Here is an 18,931-nt window from a genome sequence, read left to right on the forward strand (position 1 = left end):
GCACAAAGGAGGAGACCCTGTGGAGACGAAAAAAATCCTCATGCTTGTGGGCGACTTTGTGGAAGACTATGAAGTGATGGTTCCCTTTCAAGCCCTGGTGATGCTCGGGTATCAGGTCGACGCCGTCTGCCCCGGCAAGCAGGCTGGCGAGAAGGTCAAGACGGCCGTTCATGACTTTGAAGGCGATCAGACCTATTCGGAAAAACCGGGCCACCAGTTCATCCTGACGGCTGACTTCGACGCCGTCCAGGAGGATGATTATGTCGGCCTGGTCATTCCGGGCGGACGGGCGCCCGAATACATCCGCTTGAACCCCCGGGTGATCCAAATCGTCCGAAATTTCGACGCCGCCAAAAAACCGATCGGCGCCATCTGTCATGGCCCGCAGGTCCTGGTCGCCGCCGGGGTGCTGTCCGGAGGAACCTTCACCGCCTATCCCGCCTGTATGCCGGATATCGTCTGCGCCGGAGGAACCTGGGCGGAGGTCAACGCCACGGCCAGCAACGCCTGCACGAGCGGCCATATCGTCACCGCGCCGGCCTGGCCTGCCCATCCCGAATTTCTGCGCGCCTTCGTCAGCCTGCTGGGCGCGGAGATCCGCATCTGATTCTTCACTGACCATCCACTGTCGCCGACCGCCGGCAGCCAATATCTTCGCCTAGAGGAAAACTGCTGTAAGCAAAGGGTGACTGCGCCGCAAATGCGACTGTAGACGAAAAAGGATCCCCCGGCGGCGCTGTTTTGTCTCAAACCAGAGTTCTTTGCGGTAATGACGCATCGATGGGTCCTCCTTCCAATCTCGAAAAAAGAGGGGAGATTTCTCATGCAAGCCATTCTTTCCCGGAGGAGCGTGCGCAAATACACCGACCAGCCCGTCTCGGAAGAGACGGTGAAAGAACTGTTGGCGGCGGCCATGAGCGCGCCGTCGGCAGGCAACCAACAACCCTGGCACTTCGTCGTCATCCGTGATCGCGCCCTGCTCGATCAGATCCCTGCCTTTCATCCTTACGCCGGCATGGTCAAGCAGGCGCCTGTGGCGATCCTTGTCTGCGGCGACGAGACGCTGGAGAAGTACAAGGGATTCTGGGTGCAGGACTGTTCAGCGGCGGTGGAGAACCTGTTGATCGCCGTCGAATCGCTCGGTCTCGGCGCGGTCTGGGTGGGCGTGTACCCGGAAGTCGAACGGGTCGAGCATTTTCGCAAGCTCCTGGCGATCCCGGATCATGTCATCCCCCTGGCCTTGATTCCTGTCGGGTATCCCGCCGAAAAGCCGGGGCCGGCCGACCGTTTTGAACCCTCTCGCATCCATTATGACCGCTGGTAACATGGTTTCGTCACTTAGGCGAAGATCGCCGGTAACCCGGAGATCTCCGCTTACCCGGTGAACGACGGGCTACTCGCTCTTTGCCTAACAACGATTCCTCATCGGGAAACACCGCCTTCGGCGCATCACGCAGTCGAAGGCTTTTTCTTTTGTGAGCTATTGGAACAACAGCGGGAGCAGGCCGAGGTATTCCTTCATCGCCAGGCTGGCTTTACCCATGGCGCCGGCGGAGGGGGTCCAGTCGTTGAGATTGAACGTGGCGAGCCGGTTGGCCCGGTAATCGGTGGGAAAGGGTAGGACAGCGAGGCCGGCCTTGGAAAAGTGACGGACAGAGCGCTCCATATGAAAAGCCGAAGTCACCAGGATGGGCTTTTGAAATCCTCGTTCCTCCAGAATCTCTTTCGTATAGCGAGCGTTTTCCTCCGTGTTCCGGCTGGCCTCTTCGACAAAGATCTTCGACTCGGGAACACCGAGACCGGCCAACTGGCGAAGGGCGATGCGAGATTCATTGCCGCTGTTTTCATATACCTGTCCCGCCGAGATGATAACGGGCGCCCCGGTGAGCCGGTGCAGGCGGGCTGCCGTCAAAAGCCGGTTGGCGCTGCTGCCGGTCATCTGGCCCAATCCGTCCAGGTCAGGCGTGTCCAAGGTTGCCCCGCCGCCCAGCATGACGATGACATCTCCATACGGCGCATCGGGCGGCGTGTAACGGCTCTCCAGCGAGCGGATCATGGCGTCGCCGACAACAGGCGCGGAGAATAGATAGAGCAAAAGCGCCATCACTGCGGAGAATGTGGCAGGTCTATGTCGTTGGCTTCGCCGGAAGTGCAGCGCCGCGAGCAGGAAGATGGGAATGAACAGGCCGGGAGGAAGCATAAAGCTGTAAATAAATTTGATCAAAAAGAGCGTATCCATGTCGGTTACCCCTTTACTCACTTCTTTGCAACGCGGCAAAGGTCGCCACTTTATTATAGTACAGCCGTTTTTCTCAATAAACAGAGATGGCCAGAATAAAGGAAGCCTTGGGAAGCAAAATATTACTAATTTCTCCGATCTATTTCCTGATGCAGGCCCTTTGGCGATTGCTGCTTCGCCTGATAAAACCGGACCGAAACAGCAATAGAACTTGCGCATAGCAACAAATGGAAATAGAATATAGATCCTGTGAGACCTGAGGCCCATGCCGCAGGTCTTGTTTTTTTACCATCCCGTCACCATTTTCGGCATTTTTTCTATTAATGATAATGAACCCCCTTTTACGGCGAACCACATGGCAAGTAAAGGAAAAGGAGTTGAGGCGTGGTGGATGTTAATCTGTTGATGATGGGGCTCTTCGTCTTCGTCTTCGGGGTTGTCGTCTTGGTCACCTTTGCCATCCGGTCCTATGGTCCCGCGCTCGTCGAGTTTTTGAAATCATCGACGACGGAGCAGGAACGGCAGACCGTGACGAAGTTGGCCCAGTCGGCTGTCGTCTTCGCCCGGTCCCGTTATGGCGATCTGTCGGGCAAGGAACAGTTTGCCAAGGCGCTTTTGCTGGTGAGCAATGCCCTGGCAAACAAGGGCATTCAGGTTTCCGCCGACGAGTTGGAGGCGACCATTGAATTTGCTTACGAAGAAGCGAAAAAGGCAGGGCTCGTCGTCTCCTTGAGCGAGCTGAAGCAAATCGCCGAAGGGCAGCCGGAGGCTCCGGCGCCTGAGGAGCCCACGCCCCAGGAGGCCTAGGAAATGGTTTTCTGACGATAATGCCTGTGAGAAACGTGGGAAAGTGATCGAATACCGACGCGGAACAGCGCTTGCATTGCAGCGCGACGATCCGCGCCTTTTTTTGCGTAATTTTTAATTATACGAATACTATACAGAATGCTTGCAAAGGTTATACACTTCTGCTATTGTACAAATTGAAAACTGAATCCAGCCGGAGAATCGCGTTCCCAAGGCGGGGCAAACAGTCCTTTTTTTCGGCGTTTGGATGCATCGCGAGTAAGGAAAAGAGGGACCGAAATGGAATCCATTTGGCTGATTAACCTGTTGCTCTGCCTCTGGATCTTGTTCCTGAAGACAGTCAGCAATCCTCAGGCCCAGTGGGATGACAGCGAGGAATTTTAGGACTTGAGGGTGAATAAAAGCGCCGCTCCCGAAACCTGGTGAGCGGCGTTTTTATTTGATCCGGGAAAGGGGGTTGTGATGATTTTCCGAGGTCCGGTCATACTAGACCCGGAGGTGATCCCATGGAGAAAAATGTCGTGCTCCCCAATCTCGGTGAAGATTCGGGGACGATCATGGATGATCCGGCCATCATCGCCGAAGATCTGAACAATGTGGCCGCGCCGGATATCAACTATGTTCCCTCGGCCAACCTGCAGGAAGTCAAAAGCCATGTGCGGACCATGACCAAGGGGACGACAGGGCGATAGACAAATCGAAACCTGCCGGAGATGTTTGATTAGTGAAATTCCATAAAAAAGAAAGGCTGCTCGAAGGGAGCAGCCTTTGTAACAGTCGTTATTATTAGCGGATTCGGAGCAGATCCGCTGCGCCAGCAATGAGGTTTCCTTCTTGGTCAAGGGTCATCGATCCGGAAACCGGTCCTTTCACCTGGCAGGAAGCAAGGACCTTTCCCTTGGAGTCGACGTAGAAAACCGTCGAATTGCCGCCGGAAACAGCCACGTTTACATACACTCCTCCATCAAGACCGATTAGCGGTGTGCCGGCGATGAACCTATTGCCGGTATAGCTATATAAATTTGTGCGCCATTGAATTTTTCCATTCGTAGACAGGGAAAGCAATTCGGAGTCGGTAGCCACGTAAATCCCGCCCCAACCAACAGCGATTCCCGAAGGATGGCTTCCACCCAGAATCAGTGTTTTCCATTTCTGCTTACCAGTTAGAACATCAAAAGCAAAAATATGTAGTTTACGGGCGCTTGGAACGGATTCTGTCGGATCCAAGGCGGTAACATATATGTCTTCTAAACCGAGCCCGGGAGCGCTGTATATCATTCCCCCCGATTTAAAGGACCACCCTTCGTCACCTTTCAGTTTATACGCGTACAGGCTCTTTTCATAACCATTGAAAAAGAGGGTCCCATCGGCGGCTACAAGGGGAGAGAATTGAGGTAGATTATTTATCTTGACGGAGGTCATAATCTTTCCAGAAGCGACAAAAATCCGCGATAGGTAGCCTTCGTCGCAGGATGCCCACAAGGTTCCATCCGGCGCAGCCGTCAAGCCCCCCTTCGTCATTTTGAATGGGAGCGTCCATTTACACTGGCCATTTTCGTCAAGAGCGATGATTTGCGTAGAAGTGCCGACGATAATGTAGCCTTGGGAGAGGGCCGGAGCAGCCATGATGGCCCCGCCGGCCTCATACTGCCAGCGTATTTTTCCATCATTAGCGACTGCGTAAACTGTCCCCGCCTCTGTCCCTGCATAAATCGTCCCGTCTTTGCCGACGGTGGGTGCGCCAAAGCGACTGCCGACGGAAAGGAGGACAGATGGTTGCAGCTTTTTCGGGCCGTACAGGAGCATTTGGCGGGAAGGACTGTGCAGCGGCGCCGTTGATGGAGGAGCGTCATCTGCTAGCGCGCTGTAGTAGACGCTGCCCAACCCGATCTGGCCTGTCCAAGAGAGGAGTGTGTCGATGTCAGCGTAGCATGCGCCCTGATACAGGATGGGAGCGGCATTGAGCAGTTTGGGGATTCCGTTCAGTCGGACGACAGGGTTATGGGCTTGCATTTGGACAGTGCTCTTCGCTTTTTCGAAGGTGACAGGGAAGTGGAAGTCTGCTGTCTTGGCCGTCCACCCCTGTTGGGTTAGAAAGGGTTCTACCGGGATGAGCAGACGGGAACCTAGCCGCAGCATCCCATGACCGGTTTCTGAAGGATGGGGGATTATACTCGGTTCGATCCGGTTAAGAGATTGGTCCGGCAAACCTTTTTCCCATAGTCCCGCTTCGACCATTCCGTTTTTAAAACGGACACCGAGGCCTTCAAACTGGTTGGCCTTAAACTCGCCGAAATAGAAGTTCTCCTTGCTTTCTACGATTTTCCCAACCCCGTCAATGACGCCCTGTTTGAAAGTGCCTTCATAGAAGACGCCGTTGGGCCAGAGCAGCCCCCCGTAGCCGTCTGGCAGCGATTTGGAGAAATTGCCCTTATAGAGGGTCCCGTTCGACCAGCGCAGCGTCCCGGGACCCTCTATTTTCCCTCCCTTGACTTCCCCCTCGAAAATGGAGCCGTCGGGCCAATGCACCGTTGCGGCCCAGGCGGTGTTGATCCACATCAGGGCGGCCAGCGCCGCGCCTGCGACGAGGGCAATCCGGTGACGCAACGAGTTCACCTCCAGTTCTCATCTCCCAGATAAAATGAGAAGCAAGTCGTACAAGATGTTCTTTGTTCTTTTCGAGAAAGATAAGCGAGATCCTTCGACAACGCAGGGAAAACAAAAAACCCTCGCCGAAGCAGGCGAGGGCTATCATCGAAAACAATAGAAAGGTCCCGGGCATCCCCGGAACAATTGAATTCATATGGAGCCGATGGCCGGACTCGAACCGGCGACCTATTGATTACGAATCAATTGCTCTACCAACTGAGCTACACCGGCAGTCGCTTGTTACCCAAGCAGGAAATAGTTTAGCACAAAATCGGGAGTAAAGTCAACGGGGAAGTTTCTTCCATGGCCTCTTGCCGGACAGGGTGCCGGGAAAGGGACAGCCCGGAAGGCATAAGCATCATTCTATGGAATTATATGATCAATATGGAAAAATAAAAGAGGAATCCAACACCCCTTAGCGAATACCTCGCTACTTGACTTTGCCGTGAGAAGGAGGGGCCTCATGGGAATCGATCGCCTGTTCCCAGGCGCCGATCCTTCAGAAGAAGGTTTGGGCCTCGATGATTTGTTTGACGTCATCATGGGTTCCATGCGGGAAGGGTTGATCCTGATCAACCGGCAACGGGTGATCCTTGTCATCAATGAGGCCGCCATCGGGATTCTTAAGCTGGAGAGTGTTGACAGCACGGTGAACCGGCGAATCGAGGAGGCGGTCGGTCCCGTTTTCTCACGCAGCGCTGACGAATACCTGCGGACCAGCCCTTGGATGACGGTATTGCGAACCGGCGAGCCCCAGTTCGACGTGGAGCGGCACACCCTGTCCGGTTTGATCCTCAGCGTCAACTTTGTGCCGGTTATCAAAGGCGGCATCGCTCAGGGGATCATGGCGACGATTCAGGATATCACCTCCCGGAACCGGCTGAAGGAAGACCTGATCCGGGCCAACCAGGAACTCGAAGAGGCTTTTTCGCTGACACTGCCAAATTATAAGGTGACCCACAAGCTGAAGACGACGCCCGAGTATGTGGACGTCTACAATCCGTCGACAGGGAAGATCATGATCACCGCCGTCATCGAAGACGGCTCTTACCGCCACGTGATCAACGCCCTCAAGGTGCTGGCCGATCTGCACAAGCAGGGGATTACCGAATTGATCGGCATCGAAAAGGACACCCTGGTCCAGGCGATCCTCTTTCATGACCTGGGCAAGGTTCAGCCGAAGGCGCAGGTGGGCGATATCGTCTCGCCCAAAGCATTTTTCGAGGACAGCATCCGCCATGCCGAGCGGAGCGCCGAATTCGCCCAGCACTACTACAACCAGCCGCCCGATGTGGTGGCGTTGATTCGCTACCACCACCACCGGGAGGAGGAACTCCCCGCCGGCTTCCCCTTTCGCTTGCTGCCCATGCTGCGTTTGCTCAAACTCGTCGATGGCATCTCGGCCGGACTGACCCGCCGGGGCAATCAGGTCTGCTTCACTGTCGATGCCAGTTCGATCATCATCCGGGAAACGTCGATCCACCCTGAATACAACAACGTGCGCTCTGTCGATCTCTTCACGGGTTCAAAACAAATACTGTCCAAGGGGTCGTAGAAGAGTAAAGCGGTAAGGTCATCCGGCAAAAAGCAGTCGGCTGATCGGGTAGATCCTCATCAAAGCAGAAGGATCATGGCAGCGGGGTCTTCCGAGTCCAGCGGTCTTTGTCGCGGGTCTCGTACTTCTCCATGGTGCGGCGGAAGAGGTCGCCCATGTCATAGCCCTGTGAATTGGAGAGGCAGACGAGGATGAAGAGCAGGTCGCCGATCTCCAACTCCATATCGCCGTCGGCTTCGCCGGGCTTTTTCTTTTTGGGGCCAAAACGGTGGGAGACCTCCCGGGCCAGTTCCCCCAGTTCCTCACAGAGGCGAACCACGAGGGTCGGCGGGTCGAAATAGCCCTCCTCAAACTGGGAGATGTAGGCGTCAACACGGTCTTGCACGTCGCGCAAGCTTGGCGAGTCCACAGGGCGTCACCTCTTTTTCATGATAGCTTAAAGATAGCCGCCGGAAAGAGACTTGTCCAGCATTACGATGCCGAGGTAGGTGTCTGGAAACCGGAGCAGCGTACTGGAGACCGGAGTCAAGCTCCCAAGCCGAACCGGAGCTCGGGAGCAGCCCTATCTGACGTAGTTAAGGAAAATGAGCGAAACCCTCTTGACGTGAAAAGACTTCAGTGAAACAATGTAAGTAAACACTCACTTATTTCATGAAGGCACTTGCTTAAAATAAGTGAATACTCGGAACTTGGAGGCGACAGCATGGACGATCAGACAAGGAAGCCCGGGGGATCGGACGACTATCAAATCCCGCCTCGGCTGACAGACAAGCAATGGAATATCGCGGAAGCCGCTCTCAAGGTTTTCACGGAAAAGGGCTTCAGCGCGGCCACGACGAGCGAGATCGCCCGGGAGGCAGGTATCTCCGAAGGGACTATCTTCCGGCACTTTAGGACGAAAAAAGAAATCCTCCTGGCCCTGCTTGTCCCGCTGATCCGCAACACCATGGCTCCCAGCAGCGTCAACTCCGTCCGGCAGTTGCTATTGAACAACGAAAAGCTGCCGTTGCGGGAGGTGCTGTTGCTGATCAGCGAGGAGCGGCAGCAGTTCATCCTCAGCAACGAAAAGCTGATCCGCCTGATCCTGACGGAATCGCAGTATCATCCCGAACTGCGGGAAATCTTCTTTCGGGAAGTGGGCTACAAGACCCAGGACGTCCTGTTGCGCTTCATCGAACAGCGGCAACAGAAGGGGGAGATCCGCAAGGATCTGAGGTCTTGGACGCTGGCTCGTTCCTGGGCAGGCATGCTGTTTACCTATACGCTCAGCCCCTCTTTGATGCCCGAGCGGTCCGCGGGGGAGGACCGGCGCAAGGAACTGGAAGCGATGATCGACCTCTTTTTGCATGGCGCCTCGCAACCAGCTAGCGACAATGAAACAGGGGTGTAAGGCGGTCCGGATATGAGCGTGGGATAAGAGGAAGGAGAAGGGGGATACAGCCATGAAGGCAAAGGCGAAGATCATCGCCGGCGTCTCTGCCGCCGCTGTTGCTGTCGGCCTGCTGGCCTTTAGCGTCACCGCAACGGCGAAGGGGGATGCAGTTGTTTTCGGACGGTTTTTTGGGCCGGCTAGGGAGGTCTATTCTGGGACGATCGAAGGGACCCTGGTTCCCGTCCAGCCGGAGATCGGAGGCCGCATCATCGAACTGCGCGTCACCGAGGGACAGATCGTCGAAGCGGGACAGGTGATCGCCCTCCTGGACGATCAATCGGCCCAGATCAGTCTCGCCGCCGCCGAAAGCGACCTCCGCCAGGCTGAGGCGAAGCTCCTCGATCTGGTCAATGGAAGCCGCGCCGAGGAGATCCGTCGTCAGCGCGCCGCTGTCGACCAGTTCCAGGCGACAGTCGAGCAGAACCGCAACCTCATCGACCAGCATAAGGCCAACCTCGCCCGCGATGAAGAAAACCTGCGCCGTGAGGAGCAGATCCTGAATGAAAACCAGGCGCTTTACGACGCCGGTGCTTTGAGTGCCCGGGAATTAGACAACCAGAAGACGCGGGCGAAGACGGCCCGCGCCCAGTTGGAGGCCACCAAGGCTCAGATGGAGGCCGCCCAGTCCCAGGCTCAATCGGCGGAGGCGCAGCGCAACGGCGCCCAGGCCGGCCTCGATCTCACCCTGGCCGGTTACACGGCGCCGACCATCGAGGCCCAGAAGGCGGTTGTCGACGGTCTGAAGGAAAAAGTGCGGCTGGCCAGGCTGAACGCCGACAAGGCGATCGTCAAAAGCCCTGTCCGGGGACGCGTCCTCTATAAGCATGTGGAAACAGGCCAGGTGGTCAACACAGCCAGCCGCATCGTCACCGTCCTTGATGAAAGCGATCTCTGGGTGAAGGTCTATGTGCCCGAGGCCCAGTTGGGCGGCCTCTCGGTTGGAACTGCCGGCGGTGTCAGCGTCGACGCCTATCCCGGCCAGTCCTTCGCCGCCGCTGTCGCCCAGATCAACGACAAGGCCGAGTTCACGCCCAAAAACGTGCAAACGAAGGAAGAGCGGACAAGCCTTGTCTTCGGCGTCAAGACGAAGCTGACCGAGGGCTTGGACCGCCTGAAGCCGGGCATGCCCGCCGACGTGGTCTTCCAAAAGACGAACTAACGGTCCGACGGAGGTGACAACCATGGATCTGGCTATCGACTGCCAGGGATTGATCAAACGCTTTGGGAGTTATACGGCCGTCGAGGGTGTGACCTTCCAACTGCCGGCCGGCTCGATTATGGGTTTCGTCGGTCCCAACGGCGCCGGCAAGACGACGACGATCCGCATGCTCTGCGGGGTGCTCATGCCGACAGAGGGCCAGGCCACGGTCCTCGGCTATGATGTGCGCACCCACCCCGAGGAGATCAAGCAGCGCATCGGCTACATGTCCCAGAAGTTCAGCCTCTACGACGACCTGACCGTCCAGGAGAACATCGACTTCTACGCGGGCGTCTACAACCTGCGCGGCGCCGAGGCGGCCAAGCGCAAGCGGAGCGTCGTCGAGCGGATCGGCCTCGAAGGCCGGCTGCCCCAACTGGTCCACTCCCTATCGGGCGGATGGAAGCAGCGCGTCGCTTTGGCTTGCGCTTTGCTCCATGAGCCGAAGCTGATCGTCCTCGACGAACCGACGGCCGGCGTCGACCCTGTCTCCCGCCGCGTCTTCTGGCAGATCATCCATCAACTGCGCGCCGAGGGCATGACCATCCTCGTCAGCACCCACTACATGGACGAGGCGGACACCTGCGACTACCTGGGCTTTGTCTTCTATGGGCGGCTGATCGCCTTTGGCACGCCGGCGGAGATGAAGGTCCGCGAAAACAAGGCGAGTCTTGACGACCTCTTCATCTACTACGTCGAGCGCGAAGCCACCGACGACCCGCGCAACGCCGGCATCAAAGGGGGGCGGCGATGATGGAACAGTTCAGTTGGACCCGCTTTCAGGCCATCCTGCGCAAGGAATTCCAGCAGATCATCCGCGACCGGCCGAGCCTCGGCCTGGCTATCGGCATGCCCGTCATGCTGCTGATGCTCTTCGGTTATGCCGTCAACACCGACGTGGATCACCTGCCCACGGTCGTCTGGGACCAGTCGATGGGACAGGATAGCCGACAATTCATCAGCGCCTTGCGCAATTCCACCTACCTCGACCCAGACTTCTATGTTCGGGGATACGATGAGATCGGTCATTACCTGGACAGCGCCGGCGCCCGCGTCGCTGTGATCATCCCGCCGGATTATGGCAAAGAGGTGCAGGGCAACGGTAGCGCCACCATCCAAGTGCTGGTGGACGGTTCCGACCCGACGGCGGCCCGGGCGGCCATGAGCGCCGTCCAGACAGTCGGCTTTAATGCCGGCTGGGATGTGCAAGCCCAGCGCCTGGCCGCCCAGGGGGGAGAGACGCCGCGCCTGCCTGTGCAGGTGGAGACGCGCGTCTGGTACAACCCGGACATGAAGTCGACCGTCTTCAACATCCCCGGTCTGATCGGCCTCATCCTGCAAAACGTGATCGCCATGCTGACCTCCTTCACCATGGTCCGGGAAAGGGAACGGGGTACGATGGAGCAACTGGTCGTCACGCCGATCCGCCCGGCCGAATTGATGCTGGGCAAACTGCTGCCCTTTGTCTTCATCGGCTTCGTCTCCTTGACGATGGTGCTCCTCCTCGGCATGTACTGGTTTGAGGTGCCGCCAAAAGGCAACGTGCCCTTGCTCTTTTTCCTGTCCACCCTCTTTCTGATCACCGTCCTGGCCATCGGGCTCCTCGTCTCGACAGTGGCCAAAACACAGCTCCAGGCCATGCAGATGACCTTCCTGCTCATCCTGCCTTCGATCCTGCTCTCTGGTTTCATGTTCCCCCGCGAGACGATGCCGGCTTTCCTGCAAGGCCTTGGCGGGATGCTTCCCTTGACCTACTTCCTCGTCATCGTGCGGGGGATCTTCTTGAAAGGCGTCGGCCTCGACTACCTGTGGAAGGAGACGTTGGTCCTCTCTGTCTTCGCCATCGGGCTCTTTTTCGTGGCGGCGAAAAAGTTTCGGAAAAACCTGGACTGACACAAAGGCGGCTTTGTTTGCTGTTCCCTTATGGCTCCCGGTAACGCCTGAGAATAGGCACGTTTCATTTTTCGATGGCTGTATTTGGCTGTTAATTTCGGATCACCCCTTATGTCACGGCGGAGATGCCGTGGGGCAAGGAGTGATTTTTCTTTGAGAAAGGGAAGCCCCCGTTGCCGAAAAAGGGAAAAGTGGCTATTTACCGGCAGAACGGAAATCAGTATAATCGAAATTGTCAGAATTCGATGCCAGGCGCGCTTTACACAGGAAGCTGGTTCCCCATGCCCATGGAACAGTGAATAGGAGGGGTTTACGCCGATGAGTCTTCAAGAGCAGTACCGTTCGAAACGAACCACGGCAAGCGAAGCGGCCCGGATGGTCAAGTCGGGCGACTGGATCGAGTATGGTTTTTGTCTGGCTGCGCCGCGCGCCTTCGACGCCGCCCTGGCCGAGCGCGGCGATGAACTTTTCGGCGTGAACATCCGGACAGGCGTCTCTGTGTACCCGTCGTTGGCTTTCGAAGCCGATTCTACGGGCGAGCGCTTCACCTGGAACTCCTGGCATTTTACTGGTCTTGACCGGCGCTACGCCGCTCAAGGCTCGGCCTTCTACAGCCCGATGCGTTTCTGCGAACTGCCCCGCTATGTTCTCGAGAACCAACCTACCGATGTCTTCGTCACCCAAGCGGCCCCCATGGACAAACATGGCTTTTTCAACTTCGGCGTCAGCAACAGCCACCACTACGGCCTGATCGCCCGGGCCAAAAAGATCATCATCGAAGTCAATGAACGCTTCCCCCGTGTCCACGGCGGCCATGGCCACGGCATCCACATCGACCAGGTCGATCACATCATCGAAGGCGACAATCTGCCCCTGGCTGAACTGCCGCCGGCGCCAGTCAGCGACGTGGACCGGGCCATCGCGGCTCAGGTGCTGGAGAAGATGACCGACGGCGACTGTGTCCAACTCGGCATCGGTGGCATGCCCAACGCCCTCGGCACGATGATCGCCGAATCCGACCTAAAAGACTTGGGCGGCCACACGGAGATGATCGCTGACAGCTTCGTCGACATGTTCCAGGCCGGACGCATGAATGGCCTGCGCAAGGCCATCGATCGCGGACGCATCGCCTTCACCTTCGCCCTGGGCACGAAGAAGCTCTATGACTTCCTCGATGAAAACCCCTTCGTGGCCAGCTATCCCGTCGACTATACCAATGCTACCGAGATCGCCGGTTCCATCGACAACCTGGTCACCATCAACAACGCCGTCGAAGTCGACCTCTTCGGCCAGGTTTGCGCCGAGTCGTCGGGCACCCGCCAGATCAGCGGCACTGGCGGCCAACTCGACTTCGTCATCGCCGCCTACCAATCGAGGGGCGGGCGCAGCTTCATCTGCCTCTCCTCCACCTACCGGGACAAGGCCGGCAACAGCAAGTCGCGTATCCTGCCGACGATCACCCCTGGCGGGATAATCACCGACACGCGGGCGACAACGATGTACGTCGTCACTGAGTACGGCATGTTCAACTGCAAAGGCCAATCGGCTTGGCAGCGGGCCGAGGGACTGATCGGCATCGCCCATCCCGATTTCCGGGAGGAGCTGATCGCCAAAGCCGAGGGCATGGGCATCTGGCGGCGCAGCAACAAGCGATAGGACACAGCGGAGACATCCGATAAATGACAATCACAGAAGGCATCCCTTTGGGGGTGCTTTTTTTCTATATTTTTAACACCAAAAGGTAGAAGGGATGCGTCAGGACGATGTCGAATAGCTTCCAATGGCTCAATGGGATAGACGCTGTTCGAATAAGCAGATGGGATTATTTGATAGGCAAAATTCTGGTTTGTTGAGGTGCGAAACATGGATATCGCCGTTATTCTAGGGATATCGCTGGGTGTCTTCTCCGTCGTCGGCGGGATGATTGCCAAAGGGGCCAACGTGGCTGTTCTCATCAACCCGGCCGCTATCATCATCATCTTCGTCGGCACCTTCGCCGCCTTGCTCAACTCCTTCCCGATGAAAGAGATCAAGAAAATGCCGACCCTTTTCGGGATCATCTTCAAGGAGCAAAAGCTGACGGAGCCGAAGGTGATCATTCAACAGATGACCGACATGGCGCAGCAGGCCCGCCGCGAAGGCTTGCTCTCCCTCGAAGCCTCCATCGACAAGCTGGAAGAAAGCTTCCTGCGCAACGGCATACGCCTGATCGTTGACGGCCAAGGCGAAGATTTCGTCCGAGAACTTCTCGAAGCGGAGATCGCCGCCATGGAAGAACGCCACCGTGTCGGCGCCTCGATCTTCACCTCAGCCGGTTCCTATGCCCCGACACTCGGCGTTCTCGGCGCTGTTATCGGACTGATCGGCGCCTTGGGCAACTTGAACGACGTCAACAAGCTCGGCACCATGATCGCCGCTGCCTTCGTCGCCACCCTCTACGGGATTTTCACTGGCTACGTCCTCTGGCACCCCTTCGCTACCAAGTTGAAGCGGAAGTCCGCTGAAGAGGTCAAGTTAAAAACGATGATGCTGGAAGGCATCCTGTCGATCCAGGTCGGCAGCAGCCCCATCCAGATCCGTGAGAAGATGATGATCCACCTGACTCAAGCGGAGCGAGCAGCCCTTGAGAAAGAAGGAAATGTCTAATGTCGAAGAAGAAACAGCACCATGAGGAGCATGTCGATGAGACATGGCTGATCCCTTATGCGGACATGCTGACGCTGCTTCTGGCCCTGTTCATCGTCATGTTCGCCGTCAGCCAGGTGGACACGAAGAAGTTTGAAGCCCTGAAAAAAGCGATGGAAACCGTCTTTAAAGGCGGTTCCGGGCTGATGATGAACGCCTCTCCCATGCCGACGGAGGGTGTCAGCGACGCGCCGCCCGAGGTTCAGCTCATGGAATCGCTGAAAGAGACGCGGGACTTGCAGGAAGTCAAAAACCGCATCGATCAATTCATTCAAGAAAAGGGTCTGGAAAAACAGGTGGAAACCAACCTTGTCCGCGAAGGCTTGCAGATCAGCTTTCGCGACGCGGCCCTCTTCGACTCTGGAAAGGCCGATCTGAAGCGGGAGGCGCTGCCGGCCCTCGACCTGATCGCTGAAACGTTGCATAACCTGAACAACGAGGTGCGCATCGCCGGCCACACCGATAACCTGCCCATCAACACGGCTGAGTTCCCCTCCAACTGGGACTTAAGCGCCAAGCGCGCTTTGAACGTGATGAAGCATATCCTCAATGACAAGCAGAACAACCCAGTCAAGTTCACTGCCGTCGGCTACGGCGAATACCATCCTAAGACGTCCAATAATACGCCGGAAGGGCGCGCCCAGAACCGGCGCGTCGAAGTCATGATCATCCGCCAGTTCCCGCTGCCGGACCAAAAGGCGGCCTCGGTCGTAAAACCGGTGCCCGAGCCGATTGCCCCCCAAGGAACGCCGGCGACCCAGCCAAAGGCCTCGTCGGCAGAAAACAACGACGCAACGCCGCCTGCCCCTATCCTAGAAGGATTGCCCGGCGAACCGAAGCGACTGCCTGCTGATAAGATCCCCGACAGCCCCCTTCGCTTCGTTCCCTAAACCAACTGATAAGAAAAAGCGGTCCCTCGGCGGGGCCGCTTTTCTCGATGTGCGCCCGGCATGGGCGATAACGCTAAGGTGAAAGTCCTGAACGGGGGTTGGCTGTACCAACCGTTAGCCAAGGGCAAGGGTGTCGACTGCGAGGCCGAATCTGAAGGAAGCCGGAGGTAAAGTCCCGACCTGAGGTACACGAACCCCATTTGAGGCTGCCACATTCGGGCGAGCCTACATCACAAGGTGATGCCCCATACAGCCAAGGGATGTGACAGTAGACTTGGGCAGGTGCATGGGACGAAAGTAGCCAGGTGCGGGAAATCCGCACGCCTGGTTCTGTGGGGGTGTGGGCTGCGAATTGCGCAGCCCTTCCTACCTGGAGACGGGGGTTAGCCGCCTCCTCCTCGATCCATTCGAAAAGTTGTATGAAACGTCGAATCACCGACGAGCAAGAACCATGGGAAAATGAGAAGACTCATCGGTGAAGTTCAATCGGCTACGCCTCAATGGTCAGATCGAGGCAGAGGAACAGGTTGTCCGGGATAGGGTAGATGTAGGTCCGCATCTTCTCGCCGGTGTGGGCATCGGTGTAGACGGCGGACAGTTTCCCCGCCTCCTGATAGGTGGCCTTGACGATGTTGTTTAAGAAGTAGGGGCGCCAGGCCCAGTTGCGGCCGACGAAGTGGGGATCCTGTTCCCAGTGCCCGTTCTGGCGGGTGAAATTCGATGACCACTGGTATCCCCGTTCATCACAGAGAAAAACGCGGATCACTGTCCGGGGAAGGAGCGCCAGGAAAGGCTCAATCAAAGCGTCGGCGTCGTCAACGGTGACCTGTTCTCCCTCAGACAAGCGAGGCAGGCATTCGAAGAGGTTGTCCCGCAGTTCCTCGGCATCACGCTGGTCGGTGTGTTGCTGCCAGAGAGCGTGATCGACGAACTGCCGGATTTGGCGGTTCAAACCGGAATGAAAGGCATTGGGGTTTTGCATCGTTGCCTGGGGCGGCGAAAAGAAGTATCCCTGCAGGTAGCGGGCGCCGAGCGAAAGGGCGATCTGCACCTCTTCCTTCGTCTCGATGCCTTCGAAGAGCAAAAAAGCCCCGATTTTTTCGGCCATCACGGCGAAGGAGAGGAGGATCTCCCGGAAAAAGGATTCGCGACCGCACTTCTTGACCAACTCCAGGTCTAGCTTGAGGATGTTCGGTTTGATGTAGGCGATGCGGTCAAAATTGACGAAGCCGCTGCCCACGTCATCAATGGCGATCTGGCAACCGGCGTCCCGGTAGGTCCGGGTGATACGGGCCAGTTCTTCAATATCGTCTTGAAAAGAGTCCTCGGTGATCTCGACGGTGATCCGGGAGGGATCCACATTATGTTCGCGAAGAAAGCGCAAGGTGGGGAGTTGGTCCGGCCTGTCCCGGTAGTTGTAAATCCAACCCGGCTTGAGGTTGAGAAAAAGTCGTGTATCCGCCGGGGCGTGTACCAGGCTGGCGATCGCCTTTTGACGGATGATCCGGTCGATAAAGATGTGCTCCTCCATGGAAACAGCGGGATCGTGAAAAAAAGGCCCAAGGCTACGCACGCCTTGGGGGCCTGTGTAGCGACCGAGCACCTCATAGGCGTAGATGGTCTGCGTATCCATTGAGAGGATCGGTTGAAAGTGTGGCATAACGGTAGCCGGGTCAGGTAAAAACCGGGGCAGATTCATGTCAGAGCCTCCTCGGCATGGTGCCGCTCATTTCCGTCAGTCCTTGCGGTGTAATGGAACAGGCTCATTGGTCCCCATCAATGGACTGGATGATCCGCTTCCCATGAAAACGTCCTTTTTCAATGTTAGCTTGGGTGACCCGCCAACCTTCACTGATGGCGCCGGCCACGTAGAGGCCGGGAACGGTTGTCTCCATCGTCAGCGGGTTGTGTTTTGGGAAGCCTGACTCATCAAGGGCAGCTCCCGCCTGGATGAGCAACTGAGTGGTAGGCCGGTATCCGGTCATCAAAAAGACAAAATCGGCTTCTAGCTCAAAAGTGTCCTCGCCCTCCTCGGCGGACAGGGTGATCGCCTGTGGGAGGATCGCCTTGACATGGGTGTTAAAATGGGCGTTAATCTCGCGTTTTAAGATGCGCGCCGTCAATTCGGCGCCGATCCAGGGCTTGACCGTCACATCCATTTCCGGCAGAAAGTGGATGATTGTCGTCTGTGCGCCGAAGCGAGCCAGTTCCAAGGCCGCTTCAGCAGCCGAATTACCGCCGCCGACGACAATCACACGCCGCCCCATGTAGGGGAAGGGTTCCTTGTAGTAGTGGCTCACATGGGGCAAATCCTCGCCGGGCACACCGATCAGGTTGGGCCGATCGTAGCAACCGGTGGCTACGACCACCCGCTTGGCGAAGACGACCGGCTCTTCGCCAGTCAGCCTTTCCCGTGTGTGCAACATAAAGCCGGTCGAGGCAGGGAGGATCTCCGTCACCTCTCGGTAAGAATGGACCGGAATGCCAAAATGCTGCACCACTCGCCAGTAGTAACGCACCGTTTCCAGCCGGGTCGGGCGGCAGTCGCCAGTGATGAAGGGGAGTCCTCCAATCTCCAGCATGTCGGTTGTGCTGAACAGCACCATATAAACGGGATAACCGGCAACAGAATTGACCACATTGCCTTTTTCCAGGACAACACAGTCAAGGCCGTGATTTTTTGCTTCGATGGCGCAAGCCAACCCGCAGGGGCCGCCGCCCACAACCGCGATGTCATACATCTTCGCCCCACCTCCAAGTCGCTCTTCCTTTCATTATAGCGGTTGAGAGAGTAAAAAAATAGCATCCTCTCACATTGAAGGCAAAATGAAAGGGAGAAGGTCTTCAACCTTCTCCCTACTAAGCAACTACCCCTACAGTACAAACCGTTCCCATAGACATTGGCACCCAAACCGTAGCAAGATCGGGACAACCAACCAGGAACCACTGAGGATAGGATACGAACGAATGGACAGACGCGAGTGGAGATGTCGACGATACCGGAATCCCTGAACCAGACAAACCGTGCCTCCGCAAACCGAGAATGTGGGAAATGCGCGGGAACTGTGACACTGAACCAAGAGCCGTGGCACTCATCCGAGAACCGTGACAGTTGACCGGGGACTGGAGGCAACGTAACCAGAAACCGGAGGCCTCAACCAGGAATCGAAACGTTTGACCGGAACGAGAGGCCTCTACAAGGAACCGAGAAGTTTAACTGAGAGCTGAAGGCCTCTTACCAAGAATCGGGGCGCTTGACTGGATAGGGAGACCTCAACCATTAACTGTGACACTGGACTGGGAACAGAGGTCTCTACCAGCACCGGGGCAATTGACCAGGAACTAGAGGCCTCGACCGAGAAAGGTGACACAGGAACTTGAACCTAACAGTGAGAATCGGGATCCGGTACTTAGGACCGAGAGACGGGCTACCCTACAACCAATTGAGTGATAAAAAACAACCGGGAGCCAGAAATGAAAGAAACCCCACCGTTGGACTGGTCGACACCTGCACTGACCGGGAAACCTTGGTTTCCAACCATCGTGAGTAGGTGAACCTGAACCTTTACTGTAGGGCTGTTGC

At 56.9% G+C, this 18,931-nt stretch carries 17 protein-coding genes and 1 tRNA gene; 12 read left to right on the top strand and 6 right to left on the bottom strand.

Going from position 1 to position 18,931, the window contains the following annotated elements:
- Positions 1 to 19 precede the first annotated feature (19 nt).
- Both AC0CW1_RS13890 and AC0CW1_RS13895 read left to right on the top strand, forming a co-directional pair.
- Complete coding sequence (locus AC0CW1_RS13890) at positions 20 to 607, top strand: DJ-1/PfpI family protein (RefSeq protein ID WP_488183602.1); 588 nt, start codon at positions 20 to 22, stop codon at positions 605 to 607.
- 216 nt (positions 608 to 823) lie between these two features.
- Positions 824 to 1,324 carry a nitroreductase family protein gene (locus AC0CW1_RS13895; protein WP_488183603.1) on the top strand — a complete coding sequence of 167 codons (501 nt, stop codon included), beginning with the start codon at positions 824 to 826 and terminating at the stop codon, positions 1,322 to 1,324.
- 156 nt (positions 1,325 to 1,480) lie between these two features.
- Here the strand turns inward: AC0CW1_RS13895 and AC0CW1_RS13900 are convergent, their stop codons facing one another.
- Complete coding sequence (locus AC0CW1_RS13900; RefSeq protein WP_488183604.1) at positions 1,481 to 2,239, bottom strand: YdcF family protein; 759 nt, start codon at positions 2,237 to 2,239, stop codon at positions 1,481 to 1,483.
- A 387-nt stretch (positions 2,240 to 2,626) separates the two neighbouring features.
- On the opposite strand from AC0CW1_RS13900, the gene AC0CW1_RS13905 reads away from it, so the two are divergent.
- Positions 2,627 to 3,046 carry a phage holin, LLH family gene (locus AC0CW1_RS13905; protein ID WP_488183605.1) on the top strand — a complete coding sequence of 140 codons (420 nt, stop codon included), beginning with the start codon at positions 2,627 to 2,629 and terminating at the stop codon, positions 3,044 to 3,046.
- A gap of 506 nt (positions 3,047 to 3,552) precedes the next feature.
- Entirely contained in the window at positions 3,553 to 3,738 is a 186-nt protein-coding gene (locus AC0CW1_RS13910; protein WP_488183606.1) for a hypothetical protein, read from the top strand.
- Between the two features lie 94 nt (positions 3,739 to 3,832).
- Here AC0CW1_RS13910 and AC0CW1_RS13915 read toward each other — a convergent pair whose 3' ends face one another.
- Complete coding sequence (locus tag AC0CW1_RS13915; RefSeq protein WP_488183607.1) at positions 3,833 to 5,653, bottom strand: outer membrane protein assembly factor BamB family protein; 1,821 nt, start codon at positions 5,651 to 5,653, stop codon at positions 3,833 to 3,835.
- A 197-nt stretch (positions 5,654 to 5,850) separates the two neighbouring features.
- Positions 5,851 to 5,926 (bottom strand) — tRNA-Thr (locus tag AC0CW1_RS13920).
- Between the two features lie 232 nt (positions 5,927 to 6,158).
- Here AC0CW1_RS13920 and AC0CW1_RS13925 point away from each other — a divergent pair.
- Positions 6,159 to 7,250, top strand: coding sequence for an HD domain-containing protein (locus tag AC0CW1_RS13925; protein ID WP_488183608.1), 1,092 nt, complete (start codon positions 6,159 to 6,161; stop codon positions 7,248 to 7,250).
- Between the two features lie 73 nt (positions 7,251 to 7,323).
- Here the strand turns inward: AC0CW1_RS13925 and AC0CW1_RS13930 are convergent, their stop codons facing one another.
- Positions 7,324 to 7,659: a nucleotide pyrophosphohydrolase gene (locus tag AC0CW1_RS13930; RefSeq protein ID WP_488183609.1), complete on the bottom strand. Its 336-nt coding sequence runs from the start codon at positions 7,657 to 7,659 to the stop codon at positions 7,324 to 7,326.
- Positions 7,660 to 7,953: 294 nt separating this feature from the next.
- Here AC0CW1_RS13930 and AC0CW1_RS13935 point away from each other — a divergent pair, with 294 nt between their 5' ends.
- The 7 genes from AC0CW1_RS13935 (at position 7,954) to AC0CW1_RS13965 (ending at position 15,348) form a co-directional block, all read left to right on the top strand.
- On the top strand, positions 7,954 to 8,640 hold the full coding sequence (locus AC0CW1_RS13935; RefSeq protein WP_488183610.1) for a TetR/AcrR family transcriptional regulator: 687 nt from the start codon (positions 7,954 to 7,956) through the stop codon (positions 8,638 to 8,640).
- Between the two features lie 52 nt (positions 8,641 to 8,692).
- A complete protein-coding gene (locus tag AC0CW1_RS13940; RefSeq protein ID WP_488183611.1) occupies positions 8,693 to 9,841 on the top strand; it encodes an HlyD family secretion protein in 1,149 nt (382 codons plus the stop codon).
- A gap of 22 nt (positions 9,842 to 9,863) precedes the next feature.
- Positions 9,864 to 10,634 carry an ABC transporter ATP-binding protein gene (locus tag AC0CW1_RS13945; protein WP_488183612.1) on the top strand — a complete coding sequence of 257 codons (771 nt, stop codon included), beginning with the start codon at positions 9,864 to 9,866 and terminating at the stop codon, positions 10,632 to 10,634.
- Positions 10,634 to 11,773, top strand: a complete 1,140-nt coding sequence (locus tag AC0CW1_RS13950; protein ID WP_488184164.1) for an ABC transporter permease — start codon at positions 10,634 to 10,636, stop codon at positions 11,771 to 11,773. The genes AC0CW1_RS13945 and AC0CW1_RS13950 overlap by 1 nt, the downstream gene beginning before the upstream one ends.
- 318 nt (positions 11,774 to 12,091) lie before the next feature.
- Positions 12,092 to 13,429, top strand: a complete 1,338-nt coding sequence (locus tag AC0CW1_RS13955; RefSeq protein ID WP_488183613.1) for an acetyl-CoA hydrolase/transferase C-terminal domain-containing protein — start codon at positions 12,092 to 12,094, stop codon at positions 13,427 to 13,429.
- A gap of 207 nt (positions 13,430 to 13,636) precedes the next feature.
- The gene (motA, locus tag AC0CW1_RS13960) at positions 13,637 to 14,419 is read left to right on the top strand and encodes a flagellar motor stator protein MotA (RefSeq protein ID WP_488183614.1); all 783 of its coding nucleotides are present in this window, start codon (positions 13,637 to 13,639) and stop codon (positions 14,417 to 14,419) included.
- Positions 14,419 to 15,348, top strand: a complete 930-nt coding sequence (locus tag AC0CW1_RS13965) for a flagellar motor protein MotB (protein ID WP_488183615.1) — start codon at positions 14,419 to 14,421, stop codon at positions 15,346 to 15,348. Before motA ends, AC0CW1_RS13965 begins: the two co-directional genes overlap by 1 nt.
- Positions 15,349 to 15,838: 490 nt before the next feature.
- Here AC0CW1_RS13965 and AC0CW1_RS13970 read toward each other — a convergent pair whose 3' ends face one another.
- Both AC0CW1_RS13970 and AC0CW1_RS13975 read right to left on the bottom strand, forming a co-directional pair.
- Positions 15,839 to 17,047, bottom strand: coding sequence for an EAL domain-containing protein (locus tag AC0CW1_RS13970; protein ID WP_488183616.1), 1,209 nt, complete (start codon positions 17,045 to 17,047; stop codon positions 15,839 to 15,841).
- A gap of 64 nt (positions 17,048 to 17,111) precedes the next feature.
- Positions 17,112 to 18,089, bottom strand: a complete 978-nt coding sequence (locus tag AC0CW1_RS13975; RefSeq protein ID WP_488183617.1) for a YpdA family putative bacillithiol disulfide reductase — start codon at positions 18,087 to 18,089, stop codon at positions 17,112 to 17,114.
- Positions 18,090 to 18,931: the final 842 nt, after the last annotated feature.

The sequence above is a fragment of the Heliomicrobium sulfidophilum genome (assembly GCF_057715735.1).

What these genes read in the sequence shown, in the direction of transcription:
- AC0CW1_RS13975 (WP_488183617.1), bottom strand. Translation starts at nt 18,089, where the DNA reads ATGTATGACATCGCGGTTGTGGGCGGCGGCCCCTGCGGGTTGGCTTGC.
- motA (WP_488183614.1), top strand. Translation starts at nt 13,637, where the DNA reads ATGGATATCGCCGTTATTCTAGGGATATCGCTGGGTGTCTTCTCCGTC.
- AC0CW1_RS13925 (WP_488183608.1), top strand. Translation starts at nt 6,159, where the DNA reads ATGGGAATCGATCGCCTGTTCCCAGGCGCCGATCCTTCAGAAGAAGGT.
- AC0CW1_RS13940 (WP_488183611.1), top strand. Translation starts at nt 8,693, where the DNA reads ATGAAGGCAAAGGCGAAGATCATCGCCGGCGTCTCTGCCGCCGCTGTT.
- AC0CW1_RS13910 (WP_488183606.1), top strand. Translation starts at nt 3,553, where the DNA reads ATGGAGAAAAATGTCGTGCTCCCCAATCTCGGTGAAGATTCGGGGACG.
- AC0CW1_RS13945 (WP_488183612.1), top strand. Translation starts at nt 9,864, where the DNA reads ATGGATCTGGCTATCGACTGCCAGGGATTGATCAAACGCTTTGGGAGT.
- AC0CW1_RS13970 (WP_488183616.1), bottom strand. Translation starts at nt 17,047, where the DNA reads ATGAATCTGCCCCGGTTTTTACCTGACCCGGCTACCGTTATGCCACAC.
- AC0CW1_RS13895 (WP_488183603.1), top strand. Translation starts at nt 824, where the DNA reads ATGCAAGCCATTCTTTCCCGGAGGAGCGTGCGCAAATACACCGACCAG.
- AC0CW1_RS13950 (WP_488184164.1), top strand. Translation starts at nt 10,634, where the DNA reads ATGGAACAGTTCAGTTGGACCCGCTTTCAGGCCATCCTGCGCAAGGAA.
- AC0CW1_RS13955 (WP_488183613.1), top strand. Translation starts at nt 12,092, where the DNA reads ATGAGTCTTCAAGAGCAGTACCGTTCGAAACGAACCACGGCAAGCGAA.
- AC0CW1_RS13965 (WP_488183615.1), top strand. Translation starts at nt 14,419, where the DNA reads ATGTCGAAGAAGAAACAGCACCATGAGGAGCATGTCGATGAGACATGG.
- AC0CW1_RS13900 (WP_488183604.1), bottom strand. Translation starts at nt 2,239, where the DNA reads ATGGATACGCTCTTTTTGATCAAATTTATTTACAGCTTTATGCTTCCT.
- AC0CW1_RS13935 (WP_488183610.1), top strand. Translation starts at nt 7,954, where the DNA reads ATGGACGATCAGACAAGGAAGCCCGGGGGATCGGACGACTATCAAATC.